At 56.5% G+C, this 17,780-nt stretch carries 14 protein-coding genes; 3 read left to right on the forward strand and 11 right to left on the reverse strand.

The window, feature by feature from the left end; genetic code table 11:
- Positions 1-27 precede the first annotated feature (27 nt).
- Positions 28-2,616 (reverse strand): Ig-like domain-containing protein, encoded by a 2,589-nt coding sequence (locus JD108_RS16680; protein ID WP_198827118.1) that lies wholly within the window; start codon positions 2,614-2,616, stop codon positions 28-30.
- Positions 2,617-2,880: 264 nt separating this feature from the next.
- On the opposite strand from JD108_RS16680, the gene JD108_RS16685 reads away from it, so the two are divergent.
- Positions 2,881-3,522, forward strand: a complete 642-nt coding sequence (locus JD108_RS16685; RefSeq protein WP_198827119.1) for a YdcF family protein — start codon at positions 2,881-2,883, stop codon at positions 3,520-3,522.
- A gap of 72 nt (positions 3,523-3,594) precedes the next feature.
- On the opposite strand, the gene dnaI is transcribed toward JD108_RS16685, so the two are convergent.
- The 3 genes from dnaI to nrdR form a co-directional block, all read right to left on the reverse strand.
- Positions 3,595-4,533, reverse strand: coding sequence for a primosomal protein DnaI (gene dnaI, locus JD108_RS16690; protein ID WP_198830161.1), 939 nt, complete (start codon positions 4,531-4,533; stop codon positions 3,595-3,597).
- Positions 4,534-4,541: 8 nt separating this feature from the next.
- Positions 4,542-6,005 (reverse strand): replication initiation and membrane attachment family protein, encoded by a 1,464-nt coding sequence (locus tag JD108_RS16695; protein ID WP_198827120.1) that lies wholly within the window; start codon positions 6,003-6,005, stop codon positions 4,542-4,544.
- A 158-nt stretch (positions 6,006-6,163) separates the two neighbouring features.
- Positions 6,164-6,634 carry a transcriptional regulator NrdR gene (nrdR, locus tag JD108_RS16700; protein ID WP_198827121.1) on the reverse strand — a complete coding sequence of 157 codons (471 nt, stop codon included), beginning with the start codon at positions 6,632-6,634 and terminating at the stop codon, positions 6,164-6,166.
- 136 nt (positions 6,635-6,770) lie between these two features.
- Between nrdR and JD108_RS16705 the strand changes: the two genes are divergently transcribed.
- A complete protein-coding gene (locus tag JD108_RS16705) occupies positions 6,771-7,898 on the forward strand; it encodes an HD-GYP domain-containing protein (protein WP_198827122.1) in 1,128 nt (375 codons plus the stop codon).
- A gap of 460 nt (positions 7,899-8,358) precedes the next feature.
- Here JD108_RS16705 and JD108_RS16710 read toward each other — a convergent pair whose 3' ends face one another.
- From JD108_RS16710 to JD108_RS16735, 6 genes are all read right to left on the reverse strand, one after another.
- Positions 8,359-9,405: a glyceraldehyde-3-phosphate dehydrogenase gene (locus JD108_RS16710; protein ID WP_198827123.1), complete on the reverse strand. Its 1,047-nt coding sequence runs from the start codon at positions 9,403-9,405 to the stop codon at positions 8,359-8,361.
- Positions 9,406-9,615: 210 nt separating this feature from the next.
- A complete protein-coding gene (locus JD108_RS16715) occupies positions 9,616-10,179 on the reverse strand; it encodes a lytic transglycosylase domain-containing protein (protein ID WP_198827124.1) in 564 nt (187 codons plus the stop codon).
- On the reverse strand, positions 10,176-10,778 hold the full coding sequence (coaE, locus tag JD108_RS16720) for a dephospho-CoA kinase (RefSeq protein WP_198827125.1): 603 nt from the start codon (positions 10,776-10,778) through the stop codon (positions 10,176-10,178). The genes JD108_RS16715 and coaE overlap by 4 nt, the downstream gene beginning before the upstream one ends.
- 25 nt (positions 10,779-10,803) lie before the next feature.
- Positions 10,804-11,649, reverse strand: coding sequence for a DNA-formamidopyrimidine glycosylase (gene mutM, locus JD108_RS16725; RefSeq protein ID WP_198827126.1), 846 nt, complete (start codon positions 11,647-11,649; stop codon positions 10,804-10,806).
- Positions 11,650-11,752: 103 nt separating this feature from the next.
- Positions 11,753-14,401, reverse strand: coding sequence for a DNA polymerase I (polA, locus tag JD108_RS16730; RefSeq protein ID WP_198827127.1), 2,649 nt, complete (start codon positions 14,399-14,401; stop codon positions 11,753-11,755).
- A gap of 187 nt (positions 14,402-14,588) precedes the next feature.
- The gene (locus JD108_RS16735; RefSeq protein ID WP_198827128.1) at positions 14,589-15,335 is read right to left on the reverse strand and encodes an N-acetylmuramoyl-L-alanine amidase family protein; all 747 of its coding nucleotides are present in this window, start codon (positions 15,333-15,335) and stop codon (positions 14,589-14,591) included.
- A 127-nt stretch (positions 15,336-15,462) separates the two neighbouring features.
- On the opposite strand from JD108_RS16735, the gene JD108_RS16740 reads away from it, so the two are divergent.
- Positions 15,463-16,407 (forward strand): DMT family transporter, encoded by a 945-nt coding sequence (locus tag JD108_RS16740; RefSeq protein ID WP_198827129.1) that lies wholly within the window; start codon positions 15,463-15,465, stop codon positions 16,405-16,407.
- A gap of 191 nt (positions 16,408-16,598) precedes the next feature.
- Here the strand turns inward: JD108_RS16740 and JD108_RS16745 are convergent, their stop codons facing one another.
- Positions 16,599-17,687 carry a branched-chain amino acid aminotransferase gene (locus tag JD108_RS16745; RefSeq protein ID WP_198827130.1) on the reverse strand — a complete coding sequence of 363 codons (1,089 nt, stop codon included), beginning with the start codon at positions 17,685-17,687 and terminating at the stop codon, positions 16,599-16,601.
- Positions 17,688-17,780 lie beyond the last annotated feature (93 nt).

Consider the following 17,780-nt stretch of genomic DNA (forward strand, 5'->3'; position numbering starts at 1 on the left):
GGGAAGGTGAGTTCCTGGCAAACATCCTTATTTCACAATCACGACGATAGGCGTGCGCTTGCCGCCGTAGGTCACCGTAATGGTAGCCTTTCCTGTGCCTGTGGCCTTGATCACGCCGTCTTTCACATCAGCTGTGAGCAGGCGGGAGGTCGTCCAGAGCGCGGGCTTGGTCACATCTTCCTCCGTGCCGTCCGTGTAGGTGGCAATCGCCGTTACCTTTCTCGTCTCCCCTTTTTTCATTTCCACCTGAACCACATCTGTCTTCAGGTATTTCAGCATGTCCACTTCTACCGGGATGGAGACGGTTTTGCCGTTGTAACGGGCGGTGACCGTCGTCTTGCCGTAGCCGACGCCTGTAATGACGCCTTTGGAGACGTCCGCTACTTTATATCCGCTCACATTCCAATCGGCATCGGCAGTCACATCGGTGGTGCGGCCGTCGGAGAATTTGGCGGTCAGCGAGACCGTGGCGCTCTTGCCCGATTTCAGCGAGACGAAGCGCTTGTTGGCTTCCAGGGAGGTGACGATGCCCACCTCTACCGGAACGCTGACGCTTTTGCCGCCGTAGGTGGCGGTGATCGTGGCGCGTCCGCTGCCGTAGCCGATTACCCGGCCTTTGTCCACATCGGCCACCTTGGGATTGCTCGACTTCCACTCCGCCTCCTCGCTCACATTGCGGGATTGGCCGGATGCATCGGTCCCGGTCAGGACCAGGCTGACCGTCTCATTGATCGTCAGAATCGCCACGCGCGGCTCGATCGTCAGCGTCTGAGCCTGATCCACCTCGACTGGTATCGTGACCGTCTTGTCGTCAAAGGCCGCGCTGATCGTCGTCTTGCCGGATGCTCGTGCGGTCACTTTCCCCAGGACCACATCAGCTACTTCCGGCTTGGCGCTCTTCCAGACTGCCTGAGCGGTGACGTCTCTCGTCGTATTGTCCGTGTAGGCAGCTGTCAGCTTAATCGTATCCGTCTGGCCATTTTTCATCACCAGCTTGTTCGGGCTTGGGGTGATGCTTGAAATGACGCCGACATTGACAGGCAGGCTGACCGAACGATTGGCGTAGCTGGCCGTAATGGTAGAGGCCCCTGTGCCCACGCCGATGACGGTTCCCTGGCGGACGGTCGCGACGCTGTCCGCGCTGCTCTTCCATTCTGCCTTTGCCGTCACGTTTTCACTGTCTCCGTTGGAATACAGAACCGTCAGCTCCACCGTCGAGGAATTCCCGATCTGCAGGTTGAGCGCGGTTTCGCTCAGCGTCAGCTTTTGCGGGAGATCCACATCCACCGGGATCGTTACCTGCTTGCCGCCGTACTTGGCGGTGATTACGGCTGATCCCGCTTTGTAGGCGGTCACCACTCCGTCTTTGACAAAAGCCACGTCGCTGTTGGACGAGGACCATTCGGCCTTGGCTGTGATGTCTTCCGGCGGTCCGGAGACAAAGGAAGCCGTCAGCTCGATCTTTTTCGTATCCCCTTTGCGCATGCCCAGATAGGTCGGATTGGGGTCGAGATAGCGGGGAACCTCCACGTCTACACGGACTTGGACCGTCTTGTCCGCGTATTTGGCGGTAATGACCGCTTCGCCGGAGGCGTGCGCCATGATCTCCCCTTTGCTGACAGAGACGACGTTTGGCTTGTCAGAGCTCCACTCCGCAGCCGCCGTGACGACTTCATCGTCTTTATCTGCGTAGATGGCCGTCAGCGCCAGGCTCTTTCTTTCCCCAACCCGCATGAATACGTCCTGGGGCTCTATTTTCAGTGCGCGGGTATTGTCCACCTCTACCCGAATCGCGGCCGTCTTCGTGCCGTACTTGGCTGTGATCACGGCTGTGCCCGGCCCATATGCTTTGATTTCGCCTTTGATCGCGTCGGCCACGGCGTCATTGTCGCTGGACCATTCGGCCAGGTCGGACACATTTTCATTGAAGGTGCCGTCCGGGTAGATCGCCTTGAGCTTTACCTTTTCCGATTGGCCGGTCAACAGGGAAAGCTGCTTTTGATCCGGTTCCAGGCGATGCGCGATTTCGACGCTCACCGGAACCACGACACTGAGCCGGCCAAATTTGGCGGTCACGGTCGCCGTACCCGCCGATTGTCCCTTGATGAGCCCATTGGTCACGGTTGCGACAGCCGATTGATCGGTTGCCCAATCCGCCTTGCTAGAGACATCCGGCTCCGAAGTACCGTCGCTGTAGAGGGCCTCCAGCTTGAGCTGCACCTCTTGTCCCTTGCGAATATCCACTTCCTGGGGACTTACGATCAGGCCTTTCAGCTTTTTGTTTACGGTCAGCGCGGCTACGGCCATTTTTCCGGCGTACTCCGCCTTGATGACCGATGTGCCTACCGCCTTGGCCGTAATCGTGCCGGCATGTACGGTCGCCACACTAATATCTTCACTGTTCCACTCCGCTTTCACGGTCACGTCTTCGGTCTTTCCCGAGACATAGACGGCTGTCACCGACAGCGAGTGGGTATCTCCCGTCTCCAAGGTCAACTCGTTTTTGGACAGCACGAGGCGCGAGATTTCATCTGCAGCCAGAGCTGTCCCCAGATTTCCGCCGCTGCACATGAGCAGCATGGCGAGAAACCCCATCACTACTTTTTTCCAAAACATGACTTTCCTCCCCTGTTTGTATTTGCACTCTGCAATTCCCTTCCCTATTGGTTATCGGCATCAGGAAAATATTACATGAGGGGAAAAATGGGAGAATGGCTCTTAACCCTCCCCATCCTTCACAGAGATGTAACCTATCGCCCTGTGAATACGTCCCTACCAGTGACAAGGAAACGGACTTCATGCCCGCGGGGCTTTGTTCGCGCAGAGGAGCAGAGCTTGTACACCGGGAGAAAAACTAGGAAATGGGAGCTAATTGGAGAGATGAATGCGCCGCAGAGGAAATCGAAGGAAAACGCTGCAAACGAAACGAGAAAAAAGAGCCGGGGCCGCATCCTCATTCGCGCGCTCGCCGTCTTGCTGGCCATCGCCGGATGCTGGACGGGGTACTTGCTGTGGAAAATGGAACGAACCATTCAGGAGGCCGTTCCGCGGCAGGCGGACGTCGCCATCATCCTCGGCGCCGCCGTGTGGGGAGACCGACCCAGTCCCGGCCTTCGCGAACGGCTGGACGGCGCATTGGAGCTGTATCGGGAGGGGTATGTACCGTATCTGCTCGTCTCCGGCGGCCTGGGAGAGGGAAAAACCTCTACCGAAGCCGCTGTGATGAGAAACTATTTGATGGAGCAAGGCGTGCCGGAGGAGCATATCCTGCTGGAGCACCGGGCGCGGGATACCTATGAGAATCTGAAGTTTAGCCGGGAAATCATGAGGGAAAACGGGCTCTCCCGCGCACTCGTCGTCAGCCATGACTACCATCTCGCCCGGGCGATCGACATCGCCCGCCGCCTGGAGATCGACGCTTCGCCCGTCGGCGTCACCTCTCATGTGCTGTACGGCCCTTTTCATATAGCAAGAGAGGTGCTGGCTTTCACCAAATGGCACCTCTCGTCGCTCTTCCTCTGATGTTTACAAGGGATGTGCGGAATGCTTCCCGGATGACGATCGCGCCGGGAAAACGGCCGCCCGATCCGGTCATCAGCTCTCGATGCGCTGATTCTTCCGCATGATCGCAAATACTTCGACATAGTGGCGGATCCGCTCCAAGACGCGGGCCGCCTTTGTTTTTTCGATCCGGTTGCCGTTGGAGATCGACATATGCTCCTCCAGCTCCTCCAGCGAGTAGTTGGAGGTGAACAAAGTCGGCAGGTGATTGTTGACGCGGTGGTTCAGGATCACCCCGATGATCTCGTCGCGCACCCACGGCGTCAGGTTCTCTGCGCCGATGTCATCCAGGATGAGCACCGGTACGTCTTTCAGCACCTCCAGCTTGCTCGCGTGGGATTGGTCCGAGAGCGAGTCCTTCATCTCCCGCACAAAATCGGGGACATACACCATCAGCGAGGCGATGTTGCGCTCGGACAGCTCGCGGGCAACCGCCCCCATCAGATAGCTTTTGCCGACGCCAAACGGCCCGTGCAAGTACAAGCCTTTGATCTTTTCCCCCGACCCGACCTTTTCGCAAAATTGCAGTCCGGCCGCGACGGCAGCCCGATTCCCCGCGTCCAGCTCCAATTTCTCAAAGCTGGCCTGCAGCGTCTCCTCGGAGATCGAGTAGCTGCGCATCAGTCTGCGGCGCCGCTGGTCTTCCTCGTACACCTGCTGCTTCTCGCAAGGAGAGATCGGGCTTACGATCGTCCCCTGCACCAGCTCCAGCCGGTTGCGATGGCCTTTGACCAGATTGGGACACTTGTCCAGCCCCGGGCAGCGCTCGCACCAATACTGCTCCTTGACCGCTGTATAGACACTCGACAACGCTTTTAGATAATCCTCGCGGGTCAGCTCGGGATGCGCCTCTTGAAAAGCCTGGAGATAGCTGGAGGAGCGAAGCATCTTGTCCAGCTGCTGCTCCGGCGTGAGCAGATTCCGCGGGGTCCGCTTGGCCAGCTCTTGCATAAACTCACTGATGGATTCCATCAATCCGCTCACACTCCTTTCTTCCGCTTACGCAGGGATTCCAGCATCTTTTTCAGCTCCGGATCATCCTCGATCGTCTTCACCTGATTCGGCGCCTCCTGCTGCGGTCTCGGCTCCCGCTCCTGCGACAGCTGCCATTCGACGGAGGCCGGCAGCTTGTCCTGCAGGACGGCACGGCCGTTGCGCCTGAGAGGCGTCTCCTTGGAAGCCTTGGATGTCTTCGTTTTTTCGACGTGCTGCGCCTTTTGCTCGGCGCGGTCCAGGATCTGCCGCACGGCTTCGTCTACCGTCGCAATCCGCTTGGCCTTCCAGCTGTCGCGGATCGTCTCCAGATAGGCCTTGGGCAGCTCCATCTGCATGCTGCTCAGCGTATGGAGCAAGAGCGCATTGACGACCTCGCTGGTCATCCCGTCGTGAAAGACCAGCGTCTCGGCGCGCTCCAAAAATACCTTGCTCACCCGGCCGCCGACCACCTTTTCCAGGAGGATGAGCGGCGAGAGCTGACGGCAGATCCGCACGAACATCTCGCTGCCTGCCTCGGGCAATTGTCCCGGCCCCCACTCTTCCTCCCCGGGAATGGGCTTCGGCAGAGTCCGTGACAGCTTGCCGTCCGTGTACCGCTGAATCAGCCGCTTGCGCAGAATCTCGCTGTCCAGCGAGCCGTCCGGGCGGTAGAGCGTCCAGTCCCGCAGCTCCTGGCCCAATCCCCAGCTGTCCAGCTGGTAGAAATGATGCAGCTTGTACAGCAGCTCTACCCCATCACGGGAAAAGACCTGATCGGCCTTGGCATTGTCCGGGAGATAATGGCGGAGCGAAGAGAGGCTCAGCGGATGATCCACAGACGGCTCAAACGCGGCCTCCATCGGTGCGGCCGGATAGCGCTTCTCCAGGTCGGAGAGGAAATGCTCCCGCTCCGAGCCGCGATGCACCTCCAGCTCGGAAGGTTTCAAGGATTGAAACACTTCGTGAAAATCTTTGGTGATGTTGTCCGTGATCGTGTACTCCTGATCCAGAGCCGCTCCGAGGGGATCGGCATACTTTTGCCGGAGCTGCAGGTAGCGTATATTTTCGACTTTGTTCAAGAGCATGAGTGACAATACGTAATCGGCAAAAAATTCATGCGGCGTCAGCGGGGGCTTGACCAGGTATTCATAAAAATAGTCCCGCTGCAGGTTCTCCCGGCGGCGAACCGTCAACAGGCCGAGTGCTTCCAGGCGCTCGCGGGCCGACAGCAGCCGGTCCAGCGAATGGCCGCTGATCAGCATCAGATTGCGGTGCGTGCTTTCCACGGCCGCCCCGCTCTCCTCTTGCACCTCATGCACGAGCAGCATGTAGAGGGAAAACGAATCGGAACCGATGATCGGCAGATAAAGCTGCGTGACATAGCCCAGCTCCGCAAAGCTGAGCGGTCTTTTCATCCGTACCACATAGCGATCCTTGGGTGTCAATTCGTTCCACACGAGACGACTCATCTATCTGTTCCCTTCCTGTCCAATCTGGTGTTCCTATTATAGCATGTCCGGGGGGTGATAGATACGAGACTGACTGGAAGCGTCGTCTCTATTGAACGACAAAACAGGCGGAGGCTGCATCGCCCGTCGCCAATGTTCCCACTTTTCACTTGCCAGACCTACTCCCCGCTGCCTCGCGCTTGCGACAGCAGCTCCTCCAGTTCCTTCATGAAGACGTTGATATCTTTAAACTGGCGGTAGACAGAGGCGAAGCGCACATAGGCCACCTCATCCACATGGTAGAGCCGCTCCATCACTTTTTCGCCGACGTCCTTGCTGGGAATTTCGGCCTGTCCGCAGCTGCGCAGCTCCCGCTCGATCTCATTGACGACGTTCTCCAGCTCCTCCAGCGTCACGGGACGCTTTTCACAGGCGCGCACCAGTCCGCGCAGCACCTTCTCGCGGCTGAACTCTTCCCTCGTGCCGTCCTTTTTGATAATCAAGAGAGGGGTCTCTTCCACCACTTCAAATGTCGTGAAACGGCGCTCGCATTTTTCGCATTCTCTTCTGCGGCGAATCGATTTATTATGATTAAAAGGGCGGGAATCTAGGACTCTAGTCCCATTATATTCACAAAACGGACATCGCATCCGAAATCAACTCCCATACAGTCAATACTCACTTAAGTGTCCCTCAATTTCACAGCGGAAGTCAAGTCAATCCTTGGGCCTATTTCATGTGACTGTCTGTTTAGGTACAATTATGGTACAAGCTGGAGGGATATCTATGAGATTCGTGTCAATCAGACATGCGCAACCCGGGATGAAAGTGGGACGTACGGTCTTTACCGAGGACGGCAAAGTATTGCTGGGCGTCGGCATGACCCTCACAGAGCGCCTGATTCAGGGACTGGTTCGCTCTGGCGTCGACTCCCTGTACATAGACGATCCGCGGACAGAGGACATCGTGGTAGAAGATGTCATCCGCCCGGAGACCCGTCAGGTAGCAGTAGAGACGATCGAGAAAACCGTCAAGCAAATTACGAATTCCAATAAACTGGCCCGCAAAATCTCGCTCAAGGAGATGGGCCTTCACTTCCAACAGGCGTTTGGCTCGATTTTGGACGATCTGATGCAAAACAAGCAAATGGTAACTCATCTGGCCAACATCTCGACGCATTCCCCATCCCTTTACCATCACTCGGTAAACGTGGCCGTGCTCGCGACGGCGGTGGGCATGTCCATCGGATACAACCGCAGCCAACTGATCGAGCTCGGTGTCGGGGCGATGCTGCATGATATCGGCAAAGTGCAGTTGCCCGCTGAATTGCTGCAGAAAAAAGAGCGCTGGAACGAAGCGGAGATGGAAATCGCCAAGCAGCACTGCATGCTCGGATTCAACCTTTTGCGCAAAGAGCATGACATCTCGCTCCTCTCCGCCCACATCTGTCTGCAGCACCATGAACGGCTCGACGGCAGCGGCTATCCGCAAGGCCTGAAGGGCAAGAATATTCATGAATATGCACAAATTGTCGGGATCTGCGACATCTATGACTCGCTCACCTCCCCGCGTCCCTGGCGCAAGCGCTACATGCCGCAGGACGCCCTCGAATACCTGATGGGAGCGGGCGGCCATCTGTTCGAGCATCGGCTGATTAATGCCTTCCGCAGCCACATCGCCATTTTCCCCATCGGGAGCAGCGTCGTGCTCAATACCGGTGAGGTCGGCGTCGTCTGCCGGGTCGATCCGGACTACTGCCATCGCCCGACGATCCGGATCATTAAAGACGGGCGGGGAAATGACGTAAGAATCAGCTATGATCTGGACCTGAAGGAAAACCTCAAGCTGTTTATCACCGGCTTCGAGGACGACCAGCTGTTCTCCATCAGCGATCTGACAGGGACAGTATCGTAAACGCTGTCGGCTGGACGAGTCAGCCATCAAAAAGAAAGGTCTGGCCCATCATACCCATGTGCAAGATGGCCACGGCAAAAAACCGGAGCAGGCAATCGCTCCGGTTTTTTTTGCTGCCGTGTGCCGTGGTCTCCCCGACGATTTCAAAATCGCGCGGTTCCGTTTATTCGATCTCGTTTCGTTGGACAGAAGCGACCGGCTCCACGTTTTCCGTGTACATCCGCTTCACCAGCTCGCTTTCGGCCTCCACGCGATCCCCCTGCGTTGCCATCAAGTCCTGCGACTCCCGCTGCTGATCATTTGGCTTTATCCTCCTGTTCTGCGGGAAACCCCCTTCTTACTATGAGTTTTTATTACAGATTGGCCCGGTTGGCGAAGTTGCGGGAGCTTTTCCCCGTGCGCAGCAAAGAAAAGGAGGATGTCTGCCATGATAATCGGCAGCACATCCTCCCATGCTTACTTATTTCGCGGCTACAGCAGCCTTTTCCTCGCTCCGGTTGCGGTTGTGATCCTCGGATACGTGACGCACCAGGTCTACGACGCGGCAGGAGTAGCCCCATTCGTTGTCGTACCAGGCGATAACTTTTACCTGATTCGTTCCCATCACCATGGTGGAAAGTCCATCGATGATCGACGAGTGGTCGTTGCCGTTGAAGTCGCTGGAGACGAGCGGCTCGTCGCAGAATTCCAGGTACCCCTTCATGCTGCCGTCTGCAGCCTCGCGAAGCACGCGGTTTACGTCCTCGACGGTTACCGGCTTTTTCGTATTGATGACCAGGTCCACGACGGAGACGTTAGGTGTCGGGACGCGCAGGGCAAAACCGTTCAGCTTGCCGTTCAGCTCGGGCAGCACCTTGCCCACCGCACGGGCCGCACCAGTCGTGGTCGGAATGATCGACTCGCCCGCTGCACGTGCGCGGCGAAGGTCTTTATGCGGGTTGTCGATGTTCACCTGGTCGTTGGTAATCGAGTGGATCGTGGTCATCAGGCCTTGCTCGATGCCAAAAGCGTCATGCAGCACCTTGGCGACTGGCGCCAGGCAGTTGGTCGTGCAGGATGCGTTGGAGACGATGTGATGCTTGTCGTGATCGTAGATTCCTTCGTTTACGCCCATCACGATGGTGGCATCCTCTTCTTTCGCCGGAGCGGTGATCACTACTTTTTTCGCGCCGCTCTGCAGATGCTTGCCAGCCCCTTCACGGTCCTTAAACTTGCCGGTTGCTTCCACCACGATCTCGACCCCGAGCTCGCCCCAAGGCAATTTCAGCGGATCGCGATCAGAGAGCACGACGGTAGGTTTTCCGTCGACGAGGATCTTGTTGCCCTCTACTTCCACTTTATGGTTAAACCGTCCATGAATGGTGTCATATTTCAACAGATGTGCCAGTGTCTCAGGCGGATAGCTCGCGTTAATCGCGACGATTTCGATGTTGGGGTCCTGAACGGCACGGCGGAATACCATGCGCCCAATTCGGCCAAAACCATTAATACCAATTTTGATAGTCATATTTAGAAACCCCTTCCTTATTAAGTTACACTTATCCGTTACTCTTATTATAATAAGTATGTCACAATTATCAATGTGTTTTACTGAAAAATAAATATTTGGACGATTTGTCTGATTACTTTGTCCTTATTTTGCCTCATTTCGCCACCCGCTTTCACAACTTTTGCGGGAAAAATCAAAAAGCCGCTCCCTTCCACAAGGACGCGGCTCTTACTCCAGCATATTCGAATAGATATTTTGATAGCGGTCATGGTAGTACAGGACCCGCTGTACGTACAGTCTGGTTTCTCCAAACGGAATGTCCTCGATCGTCTCCCGCTTGCCGTTCCATTGCTCCTTTGCCAGCCAGCTGCTCACCTTGCCCGGCCCGGCGTTGTAGGCGGCGATCATTTTGACCGGATCGCCTTCATACCGCTTCTCCAGAAAAGAGAGATACCAGGTGCCAATGTGAATATTCATCACGGGATCGTACAGGTAATTTTCCCCGCTTGGCTGCAAATTGGCCTGTTCGACGATCCACTCCGCTGTCTCCGGCATGACCTGCATCAAGCCGATGGCCCCCTTCTTGGATACCCGATCCGGCTGAAAGCCGCTCTCGGAACGGATGACCGCGAGAATCAGGTAGGGATCGACTTGATACCGGCTGGAAGCCTCCAGGATCTCCTTTTCATATTTGATCGGATACATCCACTTCCAGACCATCGGGGTATTGATCAGGAAAAAGACGGCCATCAGAACAAAAAGAAACAAGAACGCTCTCTTGCTCCTGGTCATGGAGCCACGTCCGCCTTCAGCCTGCGCACCAGCTGCTCCACCTGTTTTTCCGTCTCTTCGCGGGATCCGGTGTTGTCGATAACAAAATCGGCTTCTTCCTTCTTTTGCTCGATGGGCCACTGGGCGCGCAGACGCTTTTCCGCCTGCTCTTCATCAAACTCGTCCCGCTCCATCATCCGGGCCATCTGCATTTCGGCCGGGGCGTAGACGACGACTACCTTGTCTACCATGTGCTGCAGCCTGCTTTCAAAGAGCAGCGGAATATCGAGAAAAACGATCGTGGCGCCGTTTTTTTCGGCCTCCTCCGCCTGCTCGCGCATGACGCGGCGGACCTCCGGGTGGACGATGGTATTGAGCTTCTGGCGCTCCGCTTCATCGGAAAACACAATCTCCCCCAGCTTGGCGCGGTCGATCTGACCGTCAGGCAGCAGGATCTCCTCTCCAAAGTAGCGAACGATCGACTCATAAGCCGGTTTACCGGGCTCCACCACCTCGCGGGCAATCTGGTCCGCATCGATGACAGGTATCCCTCTCTCCCGAAGCATAGCGGTGACTGTGCTTTTACCTGTGGCGATGCCTCCTGTCAATCCCAGAATCATTCGTTCACCCTCCCTTTTGCAGCTCTCACTGTTTTGTTCGCTTGCCTGCTTTTTGACAGGCTGGACAGATGTGTGTGCCTCGTCCGCCAACGACGAAGCGGATGATCGGGGTTCCGCACTTGGTGCACGGTTCTCCCTTGCGCCCGTAAACCAGGAGGGATTGTTGGAACATCCCCATCTCTCCCTGGCCGTTCACGTAGGACTTGATCGAGCTGCCTCCCTGCTCCACGGCTTCCGAGAGCGTCGTCACGATAGCCGCGTGCAACCGGGCGGTCTGTTCAGCGGTCAGCTTGCCGGCAGGACGTTCCGGGTGGATTCCTGCGCGGAAGAGTGACTCGTCCACATAAATATTCCCCAAACCGACAATACATTCCTGGTTCAGCAGCAGCGGTTTGATTTTGGTCGTCCGCCCTTTGAGCAGGCCGCGCAATACCTCCGCCGTAAAGTTCGGGTCCAGGGGCTCGACACCCAGCTTGGCCAGCGGCCCCTCGGCCGTCTCCAGCCCCAGCGGGATCAGGTCCATCGTCCCGAACTGCCGGACATCCCGGTACCTCAGCTCCGTGCCGTCCGTAAAGTGAAAGATCACATGCGTATGCTTCTCGACAGGCTCCTCGGCCTGATACAAGCCGTAGCGCCCCTCCATGCGGAGGTGAGAGATGAGCACGTCCCGATCCAACACGAACTGGATGAATTTGGCCCGCCGCTTGATGGCGTGAATCGTCTGGCCGGCCAGCAGCGCCTTGAACTCCTCCACATCATCCGGTCTGCGAATGATGCGGGGCAAAAGCACGCTGACCCGGGCAATCGTCTTCCCGAGGACGAGACGCTGCAGCGTCCGCACAACCGTTTCCACCTCTGGCAATTCCGGCATGATTTCTCCTCCTCTCGATGTCTGTTGCAGCTGACCGGCAGTCTGCCGGGAGAACCGGGTCGCTCCCGGCCGCTGCCCGTTTTTTGAAAGAGACGAGCCGGCATTACTTGGCTTCGTACCAGCTCCGCCCGTAATTGACATCCGCTTTCAGCGGGACTTTTAATTCCAGCGCATGCTCCATCACCTCGGGAACGAGCTGCTTCATGATCTCCAGCTCGTCCTCTGGCACTTCGAAAATCAGTTCGTCATGCACCTGAAGCAGCATGCGGCTCTTCAGCCCTTTTTCCCGCATCTTCTCCTGCATGCGGATCATTGCCAGTTTGATAATATCGGCAGCCGTTCCCTGAATCGGCGTATTCATCGCCGTCCGCTCGGCAAACGAGCGCAGATTGAAATTGCTGCTTTTAATGTCCGGCAGGTAGCGCCTGCGATGAAGCAGGGTGGTTACATAGCCGTCCTGCTTGGCCTGCTGGACGATATCCTCCATGTACTTCTTGACGCCGGAGAAGACGGCGAAATAACGCTCGATAAACTCTCCCGCTTCTTTCCGGGTGATGTTCAGATTCTGCGACAAGCCGTAATCGCTGATGCCGTAGACGATCCCGAAGTTGACGGCCTTGGCCTGACGGCGCATCAGCGACGTCACTTCCTCCTGCGCTACGCCAAACACATCCATCGCCGTGCGGGTATGAATGTCCATGTCTTTCTGGAAGGCGTCGATCAGATTCTCATCGCCCGAGATATGGGCCAGGACGCGCAGCTCGATCTGGGAGTAGTCCGCCGCTAAGATGTACCAGCCCTCTTCCGAAGGGATAAAGGCCTCGCGGATTTTTCGTCCTTCCTCCAGGCGAATCGGGATGTTCTGCAGATTGGGCTCTGTGCTGGACAGGCGGCCCGTCGCGGTGGTTGCCTGATTAAACAGGGTGTGCACCTTGCCTGTACCCGGGTGGATTTCCTTGGTCAGTCCTTCGATATAGGTGGAGCGCAGCTTGCCCAATTGGCGATAATGCAGAATCACCTCAATAATCGGGTGATAGGGGGCCAGTTTTTCCAGTACATCCGCGCTGGTGGACGGCCCGGTCTTGGTCTTTTTCAGCACAGGGAGATCCAGCTTGTCAAAAAGGATTTCGCCAAGCTGCTTGGGCGAGTTGATGTTAAAGGAGGTGCCGGCAAGCTCGTAGATCTGTTCGGTCAGTTTCTCGAGCTGGGCGTCCAGTTCCTCTCCCATCTGCTGCAATCGGCTTTCGTTCACCTTGACGCCTTGCTTTTCCATCGCCGCCAGCACCAGGCTGAGCGGTTCCTCGATACGCTTCAACAGCTCATCCAGCCGGCTCGCTTCCACTTCTGTCCGGATGCGCGGCACACACTGCCACAGGGCTGCAGCCTTGCGCGCCACGTGTTCGCTCAGCACATCCGACTCTGGTACGATCCGCTTCGCTCCCTTGCCGTACACCTCTTCATCCGGCAGCACCCGGATCTCGGCATAATGTGCAGCGATATCGGCCACCTGCGGGCTGCTCTCCGCCGCATTCAGCAGATAGGAAGCGAGATAGCTGTCAAAACGGATGCCGGCAAGCTCCAGCCCGTGCCAGGCCAGGCCGACGGTATCTCGTTTGCCGTCAAATACCCATTTTTCGCGGGATTCGTCCGCCAGCCACTCCCGAAAAGCCGTCCACTCCTTGGCTACATCCCAAGGGACGTAGAGCGCGACGCCATCGGCCGCCAGACCAAATCCCAGGATCGGCGCATGGTGGTAGTTCTCCCCGTCCATTTCCACGTAAAAAGCCATCGGCGAGGTCAGCTTGTCCGCAAACTGTGAAGTCTGTCCCTCCTCCACCACTTCAAAGGAAAAGGGCGCGGCTTCCGTTACCTCTCCGCCCTCCGCTGTTGCCGTTCCCTTCACTTTGGGCAGCAGCGACTTAAACTCCATCTTTTTGAAGAAGTCCACGACGGGATCAGCCTCATATCCCTGGTACGAAGTCTCCTCCACGTTCACCTCGACCGGAGCATCGCGCATGATCGTCGCCAGCGCTTTGCTCAGCTTGGCTTTGTCCACGTTTTCCCGCAGGTTTTCCTGCAGTTTTTTGCCCGAGATCTTGTCCACGTTGTCCAGCACGGCCTCGACGGAGCCGTACTCGTGGAGCAGCTTCAGCGCCGTCTTTTCGCCGACGCCCGGCACGCCCGGAATGTTGTCCGAGCTGTCGCCCATCAAGCCTTTGAGGTCGATGATTTGCAGCGGCTTCAAACCGTACTTCTCTTCGATTTCCTTCGGTGTATACATCTCGATCTCGCTGACGCCTTTGCGGGTGAGCGCGACGGAGACATTGTCGGATACGAGCTGGAGCATGTCCTTGTCGCCCGTAATCACGGTCGTTTTCCAGTTGTTTTCGTCCGCACGCAGGGTGAGGGTCCCGATAATATCATCCGCCTCGTAGCCTTCCAGCTCAAAGCGCCGAATGGAGAAGGCGTCCAGGAGCTCGCGAATCAGCGGGAACTGCTCGGACAGCTCAGGCGGCGTCTTGCTCCGCCCTCCTTTATACTCTGCAAATTCGCTGTGGCGAAACACCACTTTGCCCGCATCGAAAGCGACCAGCACATGCGTCGGCTTCATCTCTTCCAGCACCTTGAGCAGCATCGTGGTAAAGCCCAGCACCGCATTGGTGTGCAATCCCGCCGATGTGGACAAAAGCGGCAACGCGTAAAACGCCCGGTTGGCGATACTGTTCCCGTCAATCAACACCAAATGGCTCATTTCGTCCGCACCCTCTCTTTTTTTCGCTATCCTTCATCTTAACATAGGGGTCGCCTGGCTGGCAAAAGAGAGCGGTCACCTGGTGAAAGCGTGAGGAGAAGGCCCTTTGGAAAGAAAACGGCCTCCGTCCGATCCGCATGACTTACCCCGGATTCAGAAAGAGGCCTCACCTGTTGGCATTTTCACACTAGTGGCGGACGGCGTTCCAGATGCGCTGCCACCAGCTGCGCTGCGGTTCTCCGTTCGATTGCCGACTGCCTTCTCCATTGAGTTCATGCGTCAGCATGAGGTATTCGGCAATCCCTTCGCCGATCGCCCGCGCCAGCTGCTCTTGCTGCTTCGGTGTGGTCAGCATGAGGCGGTCCGCGTAGTTTCCGATAAACCCCATCTCAATGATGACAGTTGGACAGTATTGCTGTTTGAGCAGATAGTACGTGCCCCCTTTGACAGGGCGGGCATTCGTCTTGGCCAGCCGGTTCAGGTTCTCCTGGAGAATCGAGGCCAGCCAGTAGCTCTGTTCATTCGGCTGGTAAATCACGACCGGACCGCGCCGCCTCGCATCCGATGACCAGTTGACATGCAGGCTCACCATCAGCTGGGGGGACATCTCTTTTGCCAGATGACGGCGCTGGGCGAGATCGCGGATATGGCGGGAGGGATTTTTCAGCCAGTGATTCTCGTCGCTCAGCGCAATATCCCGATCCCGGTTAAGAACCGCGCGATACCCCTTCTCCGTCAACTGGCGGTACAGGCGCTTTCCCACCTGCAAGTTAATCTCCTTTTCCAAAACCGAACCGAATGATGTACCTGGATCCACACCTCCGTGACCGACATCGATCAAGACCTGGACATTGGCAAGCGGAACGGCTGCACTCCGCTCCGGAAACAGCAGGAACAATACCATCAGCACGATGAAGAACCTGTACTTTCTCATAATGCTAAAGTGTTCCACGGGTCCGGTTCTTCTATCCTCGATCTACCAACGTGGCATGATTGTGAATTTTCCGAGAGACAGGTACAATAGGAGTCATGCTACCGATCCTGCATAAGAGGTGCTGTTCATGAACAAACAGATAGAAAAGCCTTTTTTTCCACCCTATCTCGCCTTGTTTCTCGGGGTCGTGGCCATCTCGACATCGGCGATTTTCGTCAAACTTTCCGATGCGCCATCGCCGATCATCGCCACGTACCGGCTGATTTTCTCGGTCGTCCTGACACTGCCGCTCCTTTTTTGGAACCGCGGCGCCATCGGCGAAATTCTGCGCATGCCCCGCAAACAATGGCTGCTATGCGCGCTTTCGGGCGCTTTCCTGGCCAGTCATTTCCTGCTTTGGTTTGAGTCTTTAAACTATACATCGGTGGCCAGCTCTACGGTTCTGGTAACGCTCCAGCCCCTCTTTGCCTTTGTCGGCGGGTATTTCTTTTTCGGGGAAAAAGTGAGGCCGCTCGCGCTTGCCGGCGGACTGTTGGCCATCGTCGGCAGCTTTGTCATCGGGTGGGGGGATTTCCAGGTAGGCGGCATGGCCCTGTGGGGAGATATCCTCGCCTTGTCCGGCGCGGCCACCGTTACCGGCTACTGGCTGATCGCCCAGTACATCCGGCAGTATCTCTCGTCCTTTTCCTATACCTTGGTCGTCTACTCGTTTACCAGCATCATCCTCGTCGCCTACGATCTCGCCCTCGGCTATTCGCTGACCGGGTACTCGGCGGAAAATTGGGGCTGGTTCTTCTGCCTGGCGCTGTTTCCGACTTTGCTCGGCCACTCGATCCTGAACTGGATCATCAAATGGCTGAATACGACGACGATCTCGATGGGCATTCTGGGCGAACCGGTCGGTACCGCGATCCTCGCGTACTTCATTCTCGGCGAAGTCGTCACGCTGCCGCAGTACGTAGGAGGGCTGATCATCCTCGCCGGAATCTACCTGTTTATCCGCTACAACCAACCCGTTAAAGGAGTGGAAACAAGTGAGCCAACTGCCGCCTCGCAGAAAAAGCTTGCGTGAATACGTCAAAGGGCTCAGCGTCTGGGCTCGAATTGGATGGACGATTTTTTTGGGGTATATTGTCGGGCGCATCGTTTACTGGGTGATAAAGGCGTTTTCTTGAAGCTGCGTGATTCTCTCTGCGGCCCTGTTCCTGAAAAAAAGGCACAGCGTTCTCCCTATGGGAAACACTGTGCCTTTGCTGTTGTCTTTTACGAGCTCGCAACGGTTTCGTTCACTTGCACCGTCCAGCCATATTTGTCCTCGACTTCTCCGTATTGAATGCCTGTCAGCGTCTCATACAGCTTCATCGTCAGTTCCCCGACAGATTTCTCGTGAATACAGAGCTGGTTGCCGTTCCAGTTCAGTTCCCCGATCGGCGAAATGACGGCCGCCGTACCGGTGCCGAAGGCTTCCTCCAGCTCTCCGTTGAGATGCGCCTGATAGATCTCTTCCATGGCAATCCGCTTTTCCTGAACCGGGATGCCCCAATCGCGGAGCAGATGGATGACGGAATTGCGGGTAACCCCATCCAGAATGCTGCCGTTCAGAGCAGGCGTCCATACCTCTCCCTTTATCTTGAAGAAGACGTTCATCGCGCCGACCTCTTCGATGTACTTGCCTTCCACGCCGTCCATCCACAGCACTTGCTCGTACCCGAGATCCTTCGCTTCATTTTGTGCTTTCAGGCTGGCAGCGTAGTTGCCGGCCGTTTTGGCGTTGCCGGTCCCGCCTCTGACGGCCCGCACGAATTTGTTTTCCACGTGGATTTTGACCGGGGTCATGCCGCCCGCATAATAAGCCCCCACCGGCGACAGGATGATCAGCAGCTTGTAGGTCTGGGACGCCCGGACGCCCAAATACGGCTCCGTCGAAAAAATAAACGGCCGGATGTACAGCGATGTGCCGGGCGCCGTCGGAACCCAGTCTTGCTCGATCTCGACCAGCTTCTTGAGCGCATCCAGCAGGAACGCCTCATCTACCGGAGGAATGCTCATTCGATCGTTGGAGATATTCATCCGCTGCATGTTCTTTTCCGGACGAAACAACAGAATCCGGTTATCCTTTGTGCGGTAGGCTTTCAACCCTTCGAACACCGCTTGTCCATAATGAAATACCATGGCTGCCGGGTCCAGCGTGACAGGGGCGTACGGTACGATGCGCGGATCGTACCAGCCCTTCTCCGGGTTGTAATCCATGATAAACATGTGGTCGGTAAAATGCTGTCCAAATCCCAAGCGGCCAAAATCAGGTTTCTCCTTCTTCTGCTTGGTCAACACTACATCCAGCTGCAATGCCATGGGCGCTACATCTCCCTTTCTCTGTTGAGTGCAAATGTCTATCTCAATACAGTAATTAAAACATATATTTGAAAAAATAAAAGAGTGTTGCGA

This window comes from Brevibacillus composti (assembly GCF_016406105.1).
GTDB lineage: Bacteria > Bacillota > Bacilli > Brevibacillales > Brevibacillaceae > Brevibacillus > Brevibacillus composti.